Here is a 16134-nt window from a genome sequence, read left to right on the forward strand (position 1 = left end):
GGCCCGGATTCCTACGGTTCCGGGCATGAGAAGAATCAGCATCGTCATCCTCGCGGTCGTGATGGCCGCCCTCGGTCTGCTCGGCCTGCGGCCGGCGGAGACGTTCGACGTTCCGGCAGGCGGGTTCAGCCTGCGCGACTGTGACTACGAGGTGGAGACCGGCACGGTGGCGGCGGACTGCGGGACGATCGTCGTGCCGGAGAACCGCCGGGACCCGGGCTCGGACCAGATCGCGCTGCCGGTCATCCGGATCCGGGCCACCGGGGCCGTCACCGGGGCGCCGATCTTCCGGCTCAACGGCGGGCCGGGCGCCACCAACCTGGAGTTTCCGCAGGCCGGGCGGCTGATCGACGGGCACGACGTGGTGCTCGTGGGGTACCGCGGGGTCGACGGGTCACGGCGGCTCGACTGCCCCGAGGTGGACCGGGCGCTCCAGAGATCGGCGGACCTGGCCGGGGCGGACGGGCTGCGGGCGGCGACGGCGGCGTTCGGGGCCTGCGCGGAACGGCTCACTGGGGACGGGGTGGACCTCACCGGCTACTCGATCGCGCAGCGGGTCGACGACCTGGAAGCGGCCCGGGTCGCCCTCGGGTACGGGCGGATCAACCTGCTCAGCTCCAGCGCCGGGACACGGACCGCGATGATCTACTCGTGGCGGTACCCGGCGTCGCTGGAACGGTCCGCGATGATCTCGGTCAACCCGCCCGGGCACTTCGTCTGGGACCCGGCGATCACGGATCGGCAGATCGGGCGGTACGCGGAACTGTGCCGGCAGGATTCGGGGTGCTCTGGCCGTACGCCCGATCTGACCGACGCCATGCGGAAGGTCGCCGCGGACGTCCCGGACCGCTGGGGTCCGCTGCGGATCAAGGACGGCAACGTCCGCGTCGCCGGAATGTACGGAATGTTCCTGAACGGGCCCGGCGCCGCCCCGCTGAACGCGCCCACCCTGATCGACGCGTATCTCAGCGGCGACCCGGCAGCGCTGTGGGCGCTGTCCGTCCTCGGCGACCTGGTGCTGCCGACGTCGTTCGTGTGGGGCGAGTTCGCGTCGTTCGGCATGATCGACGCGCCGGCCGCCGAACGCTACTACGCAGCCGGCGGGGACCACGGGTCGGTCCTCGGCAACAAGGCCACCGACCTGCTGTGGGGCGGTCCCGGCGGATTCTTCGAAAAGTGGCCGGACAGCCCGGACAACGCCGCCTACCGGAGCTTGCAGCCCAGTGACGTGCCGACACTGCTGATCGGCGGGAGCCTGGACTTCTCCACGCCGGCCGAACTCGCCACCCGGGAACTGCTGCCCACCCTGTCCCGCGGACAGCAGGTGATCCTGCCCGAACTCGGGCACACCGGTGACTTCTGGGAGCACCAGCCGGCCGCCGGTTCGCATCTGCTCACCACGTTCTTCGACACCGGGCAGGTGTCGTCACAGTTCACGCCCCGGCCCGTCGACTTCAGCCCGGCGGTCGGCATGTCAGCGCTCGGGCGGTACCTGTTCGGCATCGTCGCCGGGCTCGCGCTGCTCACCGTGGTCCTGGTCGCGGCGATGCTGCTGCGGGTCCGGCGGCGCGCGTTCGGGCCGCGGGCCGGGATGTGGCTGCGGTTCCTGACGCCCGCGCTGTTCGGGGTGGGCGGCTGGTGCTGCGCGATCCTGCTGGTGTGGACGGCCGGGCCGGCCGCGTTCATCGGGTCGGCGGCGGTGGCGGTGCCGTCGGTCGGGCTGGCCGTGGGGCTGAGCACCTACGCGGCCGGGGCCCGCGATCTCCGTCTCCTGCCACTGGCCGTGACCGTCGCCGCGGCGGTCGCGGGCGCGGCGATCGGGTACTGGGCGCTCCCGGACATCGCGGCGCTGGCCACCACGATCGTGGGCGCTGCCGTCGCCGCCAACCTGGCCCTGCCGGCCTTCCGCCCGCAGTCGCCCACCGCCGGCCGCCTTTCAGCCACGTCAGCGACGGCCGGCTGACCGGGCCGCCGCCTTTGAAACCGGTCTGAGCGACGGCTAGCCGTCGCTCAGACCGGTGATCCGCGGCGCGAGAGGCGACTCAGCGACGCCCGCGACCCTCAGCCGTCGCTGAGCACGGGAATACACCGCCCGAAAGGACACTGAGCGACGGCCGAGACCACCAGCCGTCGCCCACCGCGGGAATCGGCCGCCCGAAAGGACGCTGAACGACGGCCGAGACCACCAGCCGTCGCCCACCGCGGGAATCGGCCGCCCGAAGGGCGGCTGAGCGACGGCCGGGACGGCCGGCCGTCGCTCAGCACGGGAATACGCGGGCCGAAAGGACGGTGGGCGACGGCTCACGGTCCCGGGGTGGCCAGCGGCACCGCGGCGGTGTACGTGACGTGACCCAGCGCCGTCACGCGGGCCAGCGCCCACCACTGGGCGTTCGGGCGGGCCGACGGAGCCGCCCGAACCGTGAACGTCAGCGTCGTGGCGGCACCGGGCGGCAGGTCGTAGCCCCGGATCCACGGCTGGACGGCGAGGTCGTCGATGGTGTCGCCCCACGTTCCGAACGGGGAGAGCAACTGGGCCTCGCCGCGCAGCGGGGCATCGGTCGGGTTGTGCAGACGCAGCGACAGGGTGGCGGCCGAACCCGGGACGATCGTCAGCGCCGACGGGGACAGTTCGGCGTCGGGGCCGGTCGAAGCGATGTCGGTGACGTCCTCCAGCACCTGGCCGTAGGGGTCGCGGATGCGGGCGGCGATCCGGCCCTCCCCCGCAACGGTCAGGTCGAAGTGCTGGTGACTGCCGGCGGGCAGGTCATAGGAGTACGGCCCCGGCGGCGTGACCGTGACACCGGGCGGAAGTGACAGGTCGACGGCCCCGGCCGCGGCGACCGTGCTGGTGGAGACGGTGACCCGGGCGGTTCCGGGTGTGGTGGAGACGTGCACGGTCACCGGCAGGTCGTGCAGCGGCGCCGGGCCTTTGTTGTGCAGCCAGTAGCGCGTGAACACCGGCTGGACCGGCTCGACCGCCGGAACAGCAGCGCCGAACGGCGTCCCGGGCAGGGCGGCGACCGTCACCACGTCAGCCGGGGCCAGGTCCACTGTCACGTCGTCTCCGGCGCTGATGGCGGGTGCCTGCGGTTCGCCGAGGACGTTGGCCAGGGCCGGATCGTGCAGGCCGCCGTGCAGACGGATGCGGGCCTGAGCAGGGCGTCCGCTCGTCTCGTAGATGCGGGCGGTCACCTGTTCGCCGTCGGGTTTGAGGGCGGACAGGACGGCGTTCGCGGGTTCGACCGAGCCCAGCGACAGCCGGGGCGGCAGGTCGCCCGGGCTGGACGGCACCGGGGTGGCGATCAGCGGATGGTTCGACTCCTGGCCGGCCCGGACGAAACCGGCCGCACGCCAGTCGCCCGCCCCGGCGGCGAGGCTGTACCGGAAGGTGTGGCTCCAATGCTGCAAGGCGAATCCAGACCCATCCGGCACGGTACGGCGTGGGCCGTCGATCCACACTCCACTCGGCCAGCCGGTGCAGGCACGCATCAGCGACAGGTACAGGGACCCGTCCCGGGCGGCGACGAATCCCGGGGTGCCGTGGTTGACCAGGGCCACCGAGTAGTCGGTGAAGTCGCCGTCGAGTTGCTGGTCGACGGTGATCTCGGCATCGTCCAGGTCGGCGATCAGGCCGGTCAGGCCGTCGGCGGCGACGATCAGCACCGGCAGGTCACGGGCGCCCCGCAGGTCGGCGTCGGGCACCCAGGTCTCGTCGAGCGGACGGGCCGACGGCACGTAGACCCGGCCGGTGGTGGCCAGGATCTCGGCGTAGGACGTCCCGGCGGAGGCCAGGACCTCCCGGCTGAAGGTGTTGTCGCCGACGACGATCCGGATGTCCGGCAGGTTCGAGTCGGCGTCGAGCGCGCCGTAGCGGGGACCGTCCGGCCGCGCGGCGGTCGCCGTGACCCCCTGCCGGACCAGCGCAACGACAAGATCACGCGGATCCACATCAGTGATCACCTCAGCAACCCCGAAAGCAGAAGCGGAAGGCGCGAGGCCGGAAAGCGCGACGGCGGAAGGCGCGACGGGGGAAGGCGCGACGGCGGAAGGCGCGACGGTGGAGCGGATCCGGGCGGTGGTGGAGAGAGCTGCCCAGGTGTGCGCCGGATTGTCGAGGGTCCACAGGCTTTCCGCGGCGTCCAGCGACGGGAACCCGAACGACCGCCCGATCGCCGCGAACCCCACTTCGGACACCGGCGAAGTGCCCGGCAGGTCGAGGTCGAACCGCACGCGGAGCAGCCGGTCCTGGCCGATCGAGCCGTCCACGTGGGTGTGGAAGTCGATGCGGTCGCTGCCGGTCCACAGGGTGACCTCGCGGGTGATCCGCAGATCGTCGACGACGGTTTCGCTGATCAGGCGGCTGCCGGCCGAGCTGCGTTCGACACGGACGGTGGCCGGCCGGTCGGCGAGACCACGGCCGGGGCCCTTGGGAAGCAGATGCCAGGGCCCCTCACCCCAGTACGGGTGGTCCGGATACTCCTCCTGGACGACCAGTTCACCGCCGAGACCACCCGGCCGCAGCAGCTCCCGCCCGGTACGCCTGTCGATGATGCTGGTCAGGGCGCCGCCACGGCCGGCGTCCGCCCGTACCTCGAAGTGGTGGTTGCGAATGACCGGATCACCGGAGGCCGCCCGCCAGACGGTGGCCGACGCGGCGGTGGCGTCGACGTGCCAGACCTGGTAGCCGAGTGCGGGCACGTCACGGGCGACGGCTGACAGGGTGGCGGCGGCGATGGTGCCGTCCGGATGGCGGACCACCCCTTCGGCGACCGCCGGCACCGCCCTCCCGGTGTCGTCGGAAACGGTCAGCGAGGAGGGCCCCGGCGCCGGATAGGTGAGTTCGATCCGGGTGACGCCGCCGCGCGGCCAGGACAACGGGTTGGCGACCAGGACGGCCTGGCCCGGACCGCGGGTGTCGACCCGGTCGGCGAGCCCGGCGACTGCCGACCGGCGGGCGGTGGAGCCCAGCTCATGGGCTTCCCGCCACCCCGCGAGCAGGTCGAGGTAGACCTGATCGGATTCGGTCCCGGTGACGGCGTCGTGGTGGGCGCCGTAGGCGAGCAGCCGCCACGCTTTGTCGAGTTGCGCCTGCGGGTACCCGGTGCCGAGCAGCGCGGCGAGGGTGCCGAGGCGTTCCGCGTCGAGGACGATCGTCTCGATGGCCCGCTGCGCCTGCTTGGTGTCGATGTAGGAGACGTCCTTGCCGGTGTAGACCGGGTTCATGTCCCGGGTCTGCGGCGACAGCCGGGGTGACGACGAGCGCACCGCGGCGAAGAAGTCCCGCGGAAGGCCCATCACGAAACGCGGCCACACGTAGCGTTTGGCCCACTCGCGGTGGATCTCGGTGCACCACCGGGACGGGATGTTGTGGTCGTGCCCGACCGGCAGCATCACGTTGGGGGTGGCCGCGACCTCCCGCAACGACCGGTACTGGGCGTAGGCCTCGGCGAGCGCCTCCTCCAGGGTCTCCTTGCGCTCGACGTCCCACCCGGCGACGTAGTGGTTGGCCATGTAGGCGGTGACCAGGCCTTTTCCGCTCGGCGAGATCCATTCGAACTCGCTGGGGAACTGCATCCGCCCGATGTCCCCGGTGTGCCGCCGCGGCCCGATGTGATGGAACGGCCCGCGCGCCCACGAGTTCGAGGTCAGCCCGGCGTCGGCCATCAGCCCCGGAAACGCCGGATCATGGCCGAAGACGTCGACCATCCATCCGGTACGGGGATCTCCGCCGAGCACGTCACGCTGGTATTCGAGGCCGAACCCGGTGTTGCGGATCGTCGACTCGGGGTGGGTGAGGTTGGTGTTCGGCTCGTTGTACATGCCGCCGACCAGCTCGACCCGGCCGTCGCGCAGCATCCGCCGCAGGTCGTCCCGGTCTTCGGGGAACACGTCCCAGTAGGGCTTCAGGTAGTCGATCTCGGCGAGCACGAACCGGTAGTCGTCGTCCAGGCGGGCGGCGTCGATGTGGGCGCGGACCAGGTCGAACGCGGTGCGCACGAACGCCGGGCGGAGCTTGTCGGCCTTCGGCACGTCGGGCAGCTGCTGCCACACCTCGGTGAAGCCGCGCTGCGTGTTCCACCACACCGGGTCGTAGTGGAAGTGCGACACCATCCACATGGTCCAGCCGGTCGCCGCGACCCGGAACTCGCCGTCGGCGGTCACCGGGCCGGCGTCGGTGTCGGCGATCGCGGTGACCTGCAACGGCGTGCCTTCGGCAGCCGGAGCCGAGACGAGCACTCCGACCTCGACGGTCCGTTGCTCACCGGCGGCGAGTCCGGTGGTGACTGTCGCTTCGGGGGTACGGACGGAGGCGCCCTCCACCCGTACCCGGAAGGAGTCCGAAGCCGAAGTGGCGGCGACGGTGACCCGGACGACCTGCCGGGGCGCCGCGGCCGGGCCGTGAAAGAGATCGGTGCCCTCGATCGCGGTGATCCGCATCAGGATCCTTCCGGTGTCCAGGTCCAGGCGGGCGCGGTCGCCCAGTCCGAGCCGAGTTCGCGGTAGAGGCGGCCGGTGGCGGCGGCTTCGTGGGTGCGTGCGGTCAGGTCGCCCAGCCGGTCCTCGGACACCGGCGTGGGCGGCGGGCTCTGCCGGACGGCTTCGGCGACCTCGGTGAACGCGCGCGTCGCGGCGAGCGGCACGAGCAGCGGGACGGCCGGGCCGGCGAGGTGGCCGAGCAGGTTCTCCAGCAGGTCGGCCCGCTCGTGGCGGGTCTCCCCGGCCGCGGTGACCAGGCGGTCCCGCGTGTAGTGGAGCGTCGCGGTGTCGCGGCTGCCGTGCACGACGACGACCGGATCCTCCTCGGCTTCGGCGCAGAGGGTGGCGGCGACGGTGACCCGGGTGCCGCGTGCGGTGTGGATGCGGGCGCTCGCCGTGTCGTGCGCCTCGGCCGGCCGGGTGCGATAGGTGTCCAGGTCGACGCGCTGAACCGAGTCGTGGCCGGCGGACCCGTCGAGGGTGACGGCGAGCGCGACCGCGTGCGCGAACGGGTTGGTCAGCGCCCCGTCGTTGACGTCGTGGCCGTCGAGGAACCGTCGCCCGGCCCACCCGGCCCGGTTCCAGTAGGCCTCGCCGCGCCACCACAGCCCGGTCGCGCTGATCGCCTCGATGTCGCCGAGGTCGCCGGCGTCGATGCGGCGGCGCAGTTCGGTGACCGCCCCCGACCCGAACGCCTGGAAGCCGACCTGCACGGTCCGGCCGGTCTCGGCCTGCACGGCCAGCAGCCGGTCGAGGCCGGCCAGGCTGGGCGCGGGCGGCTTCTCCAGCAGCAGGTGGGCGCCCGCCCGCATGGCCGCCTCGGCCAGTTCGACGTGGGTGTGCACGGGCGTGACGATGACGGCCAGGTCGGGGGTGACCGCCTCGATCAGGCTCGCCGCGTCCCGGCGCCAGGGCGCGCCGGCGGCCGCGGCCCGCTGCTCGGGGCCGGGCGGGCGCGGGTCGGCCACCCCGGCCAGCTCGACCCTGCCTTCTGCGTGCAGTGTCGAGAGCTGGTCGAGGTGGCCACGGCCGTGCCCGTGCGCGCCGACGAGGACGACACGGGGCGGGGTCATGATTTCAGGATCCGCGCCGAGACGCTGGTGCGGGTGTAAACGGCTTCGGCCGGGCGGCCGTCGACGGTGACCTTCGCGAACCGGCCGGTCACCCGCTTGGCGGTGAGGACCGGGCCGCGCGAGCCGGTGGTGACGTCGAGGGTGCTGCCGGGGGCGATCGTGACGGTTCCGTCGAGGCAGACGCCCGGGACGGTACGCAGGGTGGCGCCGCTGATCTCGACGTCGCCGCTGCCCAGGGCATGGGTGCTCGCCGCGGCCAGGGTGCCGCCGAGGATCCGGACGCCGCCGCGGAACCGGTTCGCGCCGGTCAGGGTCAGCGTGCCGGTGCCGCGCAGGGTCAGGCCGCCACGGCCGGTGATGTCGTTGCGCCACGTGTCGGAGACGCCGTCGAGGGTGACGTCGGCGTCGGTCTCGAACGCGCCGTAGCCGTCGGCCGCCCGGAACAGGTCGAGGCGTCCCCACTGCTCGGGGCCGTCGAGCAGGGCGTATCCGGCCGGCAGGGCGGTGCTGCGCAGCACGGCCCGGCGCTGGTCGGCGGTCAGGTACGGCTGGCGGGTCTCCAGCAGCACCTCGGCGCCCTTCGGCACGGTCAGCGGCCGGTCCGGGCCGGTACGCGGCAGGATGTACGTCAGCTTCGGGAGGATCAGCCGGCGGTTGGCGCCACGGTCGGCGAAGGTGTCCGTACCCACGCCGGGGTTGGCTTTGAGGAACGCCGCGGCCTGGGCCCGGGCAGCCACCTTGAGCTCGGCGTTGGCCGGGTCGTTGAGGATCGCGGCGGCCAGCGCGGTGGCCAGGATGCGGCCGCTGACCACGTCGAGCGGCGAGTGCATGCCGGCCGTGATCCGGGTGTCGGCGTAGTCGAAGGCAGTGGTCAGCAGCTCCTGGAAACGCTCCGGGAAGGCGTAGGCGAAGGCCAGCGCGGCCAGGTGCAGGGCGTTGGTGTGGCCGCTCGGGAAGCCGCCGTCGTCGCCGGGGACGGTGCCGCGCTGGCGCAGCAGCTGCGGCGCGACCACGACCTTCGACTGGTAGACGGGGAAGCCGAAGGCGTCCAGGGCGCCGGTGTCGACGACGGTGCTGTCGGTGGTCAGCCGCCAGGGGCGCGGGTACTGGACGGCGAACTTCGACGGGTTGCTGGAGGACCAGTTGCCGCGGACCGTGTTGACCAGGGTGACGATCTGGCCCAGCGGCGAGGTCGGCGAGCCGGCGCCGAGCGTCGATCCGGCCGGGGCGCCGGCGGGCACGGCGTCGCTGATCGTGGTGGCCGGGGTGCCGGCCGGGGCCTCGGTGATGCCGGTGACCGCGAGGGCGGTGCTGCGGTAGGCGGCGGCCCACGGGCCGAGGCCGTCGATGACGGCGTAGCTCTGGTGGCGGCGGTCGACGATGAACGACCAGGCGGCCTCGGCGTCGGTGCGGGCGGCGGTGCGGGTCTCGCAGAACCTGATGTTGGCTCGCAGCACGGCGGCGTCGAGGACGGTCCCGTTGTTCCAGGCGGTGCCGGTCTGCCAGTACGACTGGACGCCGGAGAGGATCCGCACGGCGGCGTTGGTGTCGACGGTCAGGTTGGTGGTGAGGTTCGACTTGTAGTCGTCGACGAACGCCGTGGTCACGACGTCCGGCAGCTTTATGAAGGCGGCCGGGCTGAGAGCGGCGGCGCGCAGCAGAGTACGGCGGTCAATGGGGGTCATCAGGATTCCTCAGTCTTTGAGGCCGGCGTTGATGTCTGCGTTCATCACGTACTTCTGGAAGACCAGGTAGATGGCGACCAGCGGAACCATGGAGAGGACGGAGGCGCTGATCAGGATCGACCAGTTCACGTTGTTGGCGCCGACGATGCCGGCGATGCCGATCTGCAAGGTGAACTGGCTCGGCTCGTTGAGGATGATCAGTGGCCAGAGGTACTCGTTCCAGCGCCACTGGAACGAGAAGATGGCCAGGGTCAGGATGATCGGCCGGGACAGCGGCAGCATGATCCGGAAGAAGGTGGACAGTTCGCTGGAGCCGTCGATCCGGGCCGCTTCGAGCAGGTCGTTGGGGACCGTCACGAAGAACTGGCGGAACATGAACGTGCCGGTCGCGGTGATCACCGCGGGCACCACCACACCGGACAGGCTGTTGTAGAGGCCGAGGTTGCGGACCACCAGGAACAGCGGCGCGAGGATCGTCTCGGTCGGCAGCATGGTGGTGGCCAGGATGCAGCCGGCGAAGATCTTCAGCCACCAGTTGCCGTACTTGGCCAGGGCGTACCCGCAGGCGGCGCTGACCATGACGGTGAGCAGGGTGGCAGCGATCGCCACGATCATCGTGTTGACCAGGTAACCGGGGAAGTCGAAGCTCGTCCAGGCGTCGGTGTAGCCCTCGAGCGTCGGGTTCTTCGGCCAGAACGTCAGCGGGTACGAGAACAGCTCGCCGCCCGGCTTGAACGAGCTGACCACGAACCAGAGCAGCGGGAAGCCGTACAGGACGGCCAGCAGCCACATGATCGCGCTGGAACTGATCTTCTTCGGCAGGTCGCCGGTCCTGCTGCGGGAGACTGCCATCTCAGGATCCCTTCCGGCGGCTGGCGATCAGCTGAAGAACGGCCACGACGACCAGGATCAGCAGGAGTACGAACGACGCCGCGCTCGCATAGCCGATCTGGGCCCGTTTGAAGCCGGTCTCGTAGATGTACTGGACGATCAGGTTGTTCTCGGTGCCGGGACCGCCGTCGTTGACCGCGACGAAGTACGTGTACTCCTTCATCGCGTGCAGGGTGCTGAGCAGCATGACGATGAACGAGGTGGGCGCGATGGCGGGCAGGGTGATCTTCCGGAACTTCTGCCAGGCGTTCGCGCCGTCCAGGTCGGCGGCCTCGTAGTAGGAGACCGGCACGTTCTTCAGCGCCGCGATGAACAGCAGCATGTTGAACGCGGTGCCGGCCCAGGTGGCCACGATGACGACGATCATCAGGGACAGGTCGCCGTTGGACTGCCAGGAGACCGGGTCGCCGCCGAGCTCGGTGATCACGAAGTTGACCAGGCCGAAGTTCTCCCCGAACAGCCAGCGCCAGATGACACCGGCGATGATCGGCGAGATCAGCCAGGGCAGGAAGAAGATCACCCGGGCCACGGTCTTGCCTTTGGCGTACGGGCTGACCAGCAGGTAGGCGATGCCGAGCGACATCACGAACATCAGCGGGACGACGCAGGCGGTGTAGATCAGGGTACGGAGCAGGGCCGCGTAGAAGTCGGCGTCGCCGATCAGCTCCTGGTAGTTCTCCAGGCCGACCCAGGGCGCGTCGCCGACACCGGTGTAGCTGGTGAAGGAGTAGGCCAGGCCGATGATCGCGGGCCAGACGAAGAACGTCAGGAAGAGCAGAAGGTTGACCGAGATCAGGATCAGTGGAGCAAGGGTGTAGCTGTTGTGCCGGCGCCGGCTGGCGCTGAAGACCATGGTCACTCCTCTTTCCCCGGCGAGTCTTTCCAGCGAGGTGGGCCCGCCGAAGCCGGCGGGCCCACCCGTCGCGGTCCCCTACTTGATCTGGTCGTTCAGGCCGGTGACGATGGCGTCCACGGTCTTCTGCACGTCCTGCTCGCCGTTGATGAACTTGGCCAGCTCGGTCTTGATCAGGGCGTCGTCGACCTTCTGCTTGGCCAGCAGCAGCTTGGTCTGGTTGGCCTGGCCGGAGCTGGAGATCGGGTCAGCGAGCTCCATCTCCTTGATGTACAGGGCGAACGCGTCCTGGGCGGCCTTCTTCTCGAACGGGTAGGTCAGCGTCAGGCCGGTCTCGATCGGGAGGTAGCCGTTGGTCTGGGCCAGCTTGGTGTAGTTGGCCGGCTGGAAGACGAAGTCGATCCACTTCTTGGCGGCCTCGGCCTTGTCACCGTTGTTGAAGGCGACCATCTTGCCGCCGAGGTTGATGTCGGTGGCGTGGGTCGGCTGGGCCGGGGCCGGGACGCTGGCCCACTCGAAGTCGGTGATGCTGTCGGCGAAGTCGGCGACCTGCCAGACACCGGAGTAGTAGGCGACGACCTGGCCGCTCTTGAACAGGGCGTTGGGGTCCTGGCCGGAGGTCCAGACCGACTTCGGCATGACCTTGTCGTCGTTGATCTTGGCGAACTCGCTGAGCGCCGTCACGGTGGCGGCGTCCGGGGCGGCGAACTTGCCGTCCGCGCCGAGCTGGAAGCCGGTGCCGCCGTGGGTGTAGATCCAGCCCCGGATGCGGGCCGCGGAGTTGTCGTAGACCAGGTCGTACTTGGCGTTGGTGGCCTCGCGGACCTTGGTGGCGGCGGCGAGGAAGTCGGTCCACGTCCAGGTCTGCGCCGGGTCGGTCGGGTAGGACACGCCGGCCTTCTCGAACAGGCTCTTGTTGATGTAGAGCCCGGCCGCGGTGACGTCCGAGGGGATCGACAGGACCTTGTCGCCGTCGGCGGTGACCAGGTTCTTGTTGATCTTGTTGGCCTCGTTGTTCGCGATGCTGGCGAGGTCCTGGAGCTGGTTGACCCAGAGCGGGTCGAGCGACGGCACGCTGGCGGTGTCCGGCAGGGCGTTGGCCTGGGCCGCCTGGCTCAGCTTGTCCTGGTAGCCGTCGTAGGGGACGTTGACGATCTCGACCTTGATGCCCTCCTTGGCCTCGAACTCCTTGGCCAGGTCGGTGTAGCCCTGGTCCTGGGCCGAGGTGGAGAACCAGAAGGTGATGCTCTTCGGGTCGCCGTCTCCGCTGGAGCCGGACGAGCAGGCGCCGAGGACGAGGGCGCCGACGACGCTCGCGGCCAGCCACCCCTTCCGCGCGGATGCCGAAATGCCCATGACTATCTCCTCGATGAAATGTCTTCCGGTGGTTCTACTCGCTGTGTTCCCGTGGTGTTGCGGTTGTCTTCCTGTGGCGACGGACGTTAGAGGAAAGCGCTTACCGCGTCAACGACATGTTAATTCACAGGAATCTTTTATAGCGACGTGGGTCGATCGATCAGGGCGTACTTCTGTACGGTTTCCTAAACGACCGGCGTGGCGATGCGCAGACGCAGCCTTGATGGGGCTTTTCCGGTCACGTAGAGAAGGACGCCATCGGCCGCATCGGTCCCGCCGAGGAATTCGTAGTCCTCACCCGGGTGGTAGGCCGGCTCGGACTCGGAGACGGCCCCGGCCGCCTCCAGGACGGTCACCGCGAGCCCGCCGTAGGTGGCGGTGCCCGCCTCGAGATGCCATCGGTCGCCGCCCAGCGGACGGGCGCCGGTCATCGTGGCGCCGGGCCGGAACGCCAGCTCGAGCGCCCAGTCCACGGCCGCCCCGTCGATCTCCAGGTCCAGGCCGGCTCGCACCGCTGCCTCCGGCACGGGTAGCGCCACCCGGATCCGGGTCGTGAGCGTCACCTCGTCACGGGGGCGGCGGGCGAAGTCCATCGCGGCGCTGAACCGGCCGTCGTCGGTGACCGCGTAACGGCCCGTCCCGTCGCTGGGTAACGGCTGGTAGTAGGCCGCGGAGACGGTCTCGGTGAGCACCGCGGCCGGGCCCGGTTCGGTCGTCAGCGAGTCGGCTCGGAACGGGCCCAGGCCGAAGAACGTGCGGGACAGGCGGACGCTCTCCAGGACCGTGCCGCCGGCGTGCAGGCGCAGCAGGGTCGGTGAGTTCGCCAGGCCGGACCGGATCCGGCGGTGCCTGCGGTAGTCGGAGCCGCCGAACACCACGGCCGTGCTGTCCGGACCGTGCGCCACCAGGGTTCCGGCGGCGGCGAAATGTCGATGCCGGAGTGCCGGCGGTGGCACGGCCGGGGGCAGCCGGCGACCCGCGACCGGGTCGGCGACAGCGCTCGCCGGCGAGTCGATGCCCTGCTCCAGGGCGATCCCGGCGGCCCAGGCCAGGTCACCGCGGCCGCGCCGGATCGCCATCACCCGCAACGGCAGCAGGAATATCCGCAACGGCATCCGCCGGCGCTGGTCCTGCCGCCGGGACAGGACGGTCTCCACCGTCCCGTCCGGCAGCAGCAGGTCGACGGTGGCGGCCAGGTTGGCCTCGACCGCGTCGAGCAGGTCCGGCCGGTCGAAGACGTCGGCGATGACCAGCAGGGACGGGTTCGACACGGCGGCGGCGTAGTTGGCGCTGCGCTCCGAGTACAGCCCGTCCTCGATGTCGACGCCCTCGGCCAGCCACTCCCCCACCCGGGCGGCGATCTCCGGCCGCGGGTCGAGGCGGTGCAGGCGGGCCAGGGCGGCGGACAGCTCCCACCTGTGGTTCGGGGTGTGCACCCCGCCCTTGAGCAGGGCGGGGGTCATCGAGTCGAGCAGCTCCAGCAGCCCGGCCTGCTGGCCGGCGCCGTGCAGCAGGCGGGCCGCGTCGGCGAGGTCGTTGACGCTGAACGCCGAGTCCGGCGGCGAGTCGACGTTGTCGCCGCCGCGGAACAGGCCGCTCGGGTTCTGCCGCTCCCGCAGCAGCCCGGTGAGCTCGCCGACCGGAGCGAGCACACCGGGGTCGCCGGTGAGGTGCCAGGCCGCGGCGAGCGCCTTGACCCGCTCGGCGAGCCGTCGATGCTGGAGCCGCCGCCAGAGCTCGCCGGTCTCGGCGCCGATGTCGCGGACCTCCCGGTCCAGAGCGGCACGTGCCCGGGCGGCGAAGTCCAGATCAGAATCGGTCACCGCATCACTTTCATAAACACGCGAAGAAATGGCACCCACCCTTTACTGCCGCCGGTATAGCCCGGGTATCGCCGGCATCTCGACGGTATAACGTTCTCCGCTTTCCAGCGCGTTCACACACGCCTGCGCGACGAACGTGGCAGCGAATCCGTCCCACGCCGTCGCGCCCTGTCCGGTTCCGTCGATCCAGTCCTGCAATTCCAGGCGGTACGCCTCGGCGAAACGGGGCCGCCAGTCGGCCGGGAGCTCGCGGGCGTGCAGTCCGGAACGGCGTACCGAGGTGGGCGGCGGCGCGTCCAGAGTCACCGTGCCGGTCTCGGCGACGAGTTCACAGCGGACCTCGTAGCCGTACCGGGCGTTGACGAAGATCTCCACGTCGGAGAGCACCCCGGACGCGGTGGTGAGGACCAGCAGCTGCGGGTCGCGGGTGCCGCCGGAGTTGCCGGTCGGCCGTGGGGTGTGCACGGCGACCTCGGTGATCTCCTCGTCGAACAGCCAGCGGGTGATGTCCAGCTCGTGGACCGCCGAGTTGGTGATCAGATTGGCGCTGGGCATGCCGGGCAGGGCGGCCGGATTGCGGTGCACGTTGTGCAGCATCAGCGGCGCGCCGATCTCGCCGGTGGCCAGCAGCTTCTTCAGGTCGGTGTAGCCGGGGTCGAAGCGGCGCATGAACCCGACCGTGATCAGCCGGCTGCCGTACGCGGTCTCCGCCTCCAGGATCCGGGCGCAGCCGTCGACCGTCGGGGCCAGGGGTTTCTCGCAGAGCACCGGCTTGCCGGCGGCCACACACGCGAGCACGTAGTCCTCGTGGGTCGCGTCCGAGGAGGCGATCAGGACGGCGTCGATGTCGTCGTCGCTGATCAGCGCGTACGGGTCGGCGAACACCTTCGCGCCGCCGCTGGCCTCGGCCACCCCGCGGGCCCGGTCGCCGTCGAGGTCGAAGACACCGCCGACAGCCGCGCCGGAGACCGCCGAGCTGAGCAGGCGGGCGTGGTCGGCGCCCATGATGCCGGTGCCGATGATGCCGATCCGCTTCACTCGCGCGCCTCCGGTTCCGGCCGGGACGTGCCCCGGCTCGATCAGCGTCGTCACCGCGCCACCTCCGTGAGGAACTCGAAGCTGCGGCGCGCGTCGCCGATCGGCCCCTCGCCCTCGGCGGGCACCGAAGCCAGCGCGCAGTCCTGTTCCAGCACGTACCAGCCGGTGTATCCGGCGTTCTCCAGGGCACGGACGATGCCCGGGATGTCGACGTCACCGGCGCCGAGCGGGGTGTAGAGGCCGGCGCGGACGCCGTCGATGTAGGCGCGGGTGCCGTCCTGGACGGTCGCCGACACCTCCAGGTCGACGTCCTTGAGGTGCACGTGGGTGATCCGGGACGCGGCGAGCTCCAGCAGCTCGGCCGGCTGCATGCCGCCGATCAGCAGGTGGCCGGTGTCCAGGCAGATCGGGACGTCACTGCTGTCGAGCACCCGCAGCACCGCCTCCCGCGACTCGACCGCGGTGCCGACGTGCGGGTGCAGGCTCGGGCGCAGGCCACGGTCGCGGGCCATCTCCTGAAGCGTATCCAGGGTGGCGAACAGGGTCTGCCACTCGTCGTCGTCCAGGTGCACCTTGTGGTCGTAGCTGCCGTCGCCGGAGCGGGCGGCCAGCACCACCACCTCGGCGCCGGCCGCGGCCAGGGTGTCCATCGCGTCGGCCGCCTCGGCCAGGTCGGCGTCGGTGACCACGTGCATCGGCACCGGCAGGAAACCGCCGATCAGCGAGAAGCCGTGCCGGTCCAGGGTGACCCGGACATCCGCCGGGGTCTTGCCCAGGTAGCCGGTCGGGCCGAGTTCGGTGGCCCGCAGCCCGAGCCCGCCCATCTCGGCGAGCACCCGGTCGGCGGGGAGCTCGAGTCCCCAGCCGGGCGCCTCACAGACGCCCCAGGAGATCGGCGCGCCGCCGATACGTTCCGCGAAGCCGGTCAAGATGTCCCC

At 71.0% G+C, this 16134-nt stretch carries 10 protein-coding genes; 1 reads left to right on the plus strand and 9 read right to left on the minus strand.

Annotation, left to right across the window (positions count from 1 at the left end):
• Positions 1-25 precede the first annotated feature (25 nt).
• A complete protein-coding gene (locus AB0E94_RS34485) occupies positions 26-1963 on the plus strand; it encodes an alpha/beta hydrolase (RefSeq protein ID WP_360335191.1) in 1938 nt (645 codons plus the stop codon).
• Positions 1964-2301: 338 nt separating this feature from the next.
• On the opposite strand, the gene AB0E94_RS34490 is transcribed toward AB0E94_RS34485, so the two are convergent.
• The 9 genes from AB0E94_RS34490 to AB0E94_RS34530 all read right to left on the minus strand — a co-directional run bounded on the left by AB0E94_RS34490 (position 2302) and on the right by AB0E94_RS34530 (position 16125).
• Positions 2302-6438 carry a glycoside hydrolase family 38 C-terminal domain-containing protein gene (locus tag AB0E94_RS34490; RefSeq protein WP_360335193.1) on the minus strand — a complete coding sequence of 1379 codons (4137 nt, stop codon included), beginning with the start codon at positions 6436-6438 and terminating at the stop codon, positions 2302-2304.
• Positions 6438-7550, minus strand: coding sequence for a Gfo/Idh/MocA family oxidoreductase (locus AB0E94_RS34495; protein ID WP_360335195.1), 1113 nt, complete (start codon positions 7548-7550; stop codon positions 6438-6440). Before AB0E94_RS34495 ends, AB0E94_RS34490 begins: the two co-directional genes overlap by 1 nt.
• Positions 7547-9235, minus strand: coding sequence for a phosphatase PAP2 family protein (locus AB0E94_RS34500; RefSeq protein WP_360335197.1), 1689 nt, complete (start codon positions 9233-9235; stop codon positions 7547-7549). The genes AB0E94_RS34495 and AB0E94_RS34500 overlap by 4 nt, the downstream gene beginning before the upstream one ends.
• Before the next feature lie 9 nt (positions 9236-9244).
• A complete protein-coding gene (locus AB0E94_RS34505) occupies positions 9245-10087 on the minus strand; it encodes a carbohydrate ABC transporter permease (RefSeq protein WP_360335199.1) in 843 nt (280 codons plus the stop codon).
• A 1-nt stretch (position 10088) separates the two neighbouring features.
• The gene (locus AB0E94_RS34510; RefSeq protein ID WP_360335201.1) at positions 10089-10979 is read right to left on the minus strand and encodes a sugar ABC transporter permease; all 891 of its coding nucleotides are present in this window, start codon (positions 10977-10979) and stop codon (positions 10089-10091) included.
• Positions 10980-11057: 78 nt separating this feature from the next.
• Entirely contained in the window at positions 11058-12335 is a 1278-nt protein-coding gene (locus tag AB0E94_RS34515; protein WP_360335203.1) for an extracellular solute-binding protein, read from the minus strand.
• Positions 12336-12520: 185 nt separating this feature from the next.
• Positions 12521-14158 carry a hypothetical protein gene (locus AB0E94_RS34520; protein ID WP_360335205.1) on the minus strand — a complete coding sequence of 546 codons (1638 nt, stop codon included), beginning with the start codon at positions 14156-14158 and terminating at the stop codon, positions 12521-12523.
• 42 nt (positions 14159-14200) lie between these two features.
• Positions 14201-15250 carry a Gfo/Idh/MocA family oxidoreductase gene (locus AB0E94_RS34525; RefSeq protein WP_360335207.1) on the minus strand — a complete coding sequence of 350 codons (1050 nt, stop codon included), beginning with the start codon at positions 15248-15250 and terminating at the stop codon, positions 14201-14203.
• Complete coding sequence (locus AB0E94_RS34530) at positions 15247-16125, minus strand: TIM barrel protein (protein WP_360335209.1); 879 nt, start codon at positions 16123-16125, stop codon at positions 15247-15249. The genes AB0E94_RS34525 and AB0E94_RS34530 overlap by 4 nt, the downstream gene beginning before the upstream one ends.
• Positions 16126-16134 lie beyond the last annotated feature (9 nt).

Origin of the sequence: Actinoplanes sp. NPDC026670 (assembly GCF_040638175.1) — a bacterium.
Lineage (GTDB): Bacteria > Actinomycetota > Actinomycetes > Mycobacteriales > Micromonosporaceae > Actinoplanes.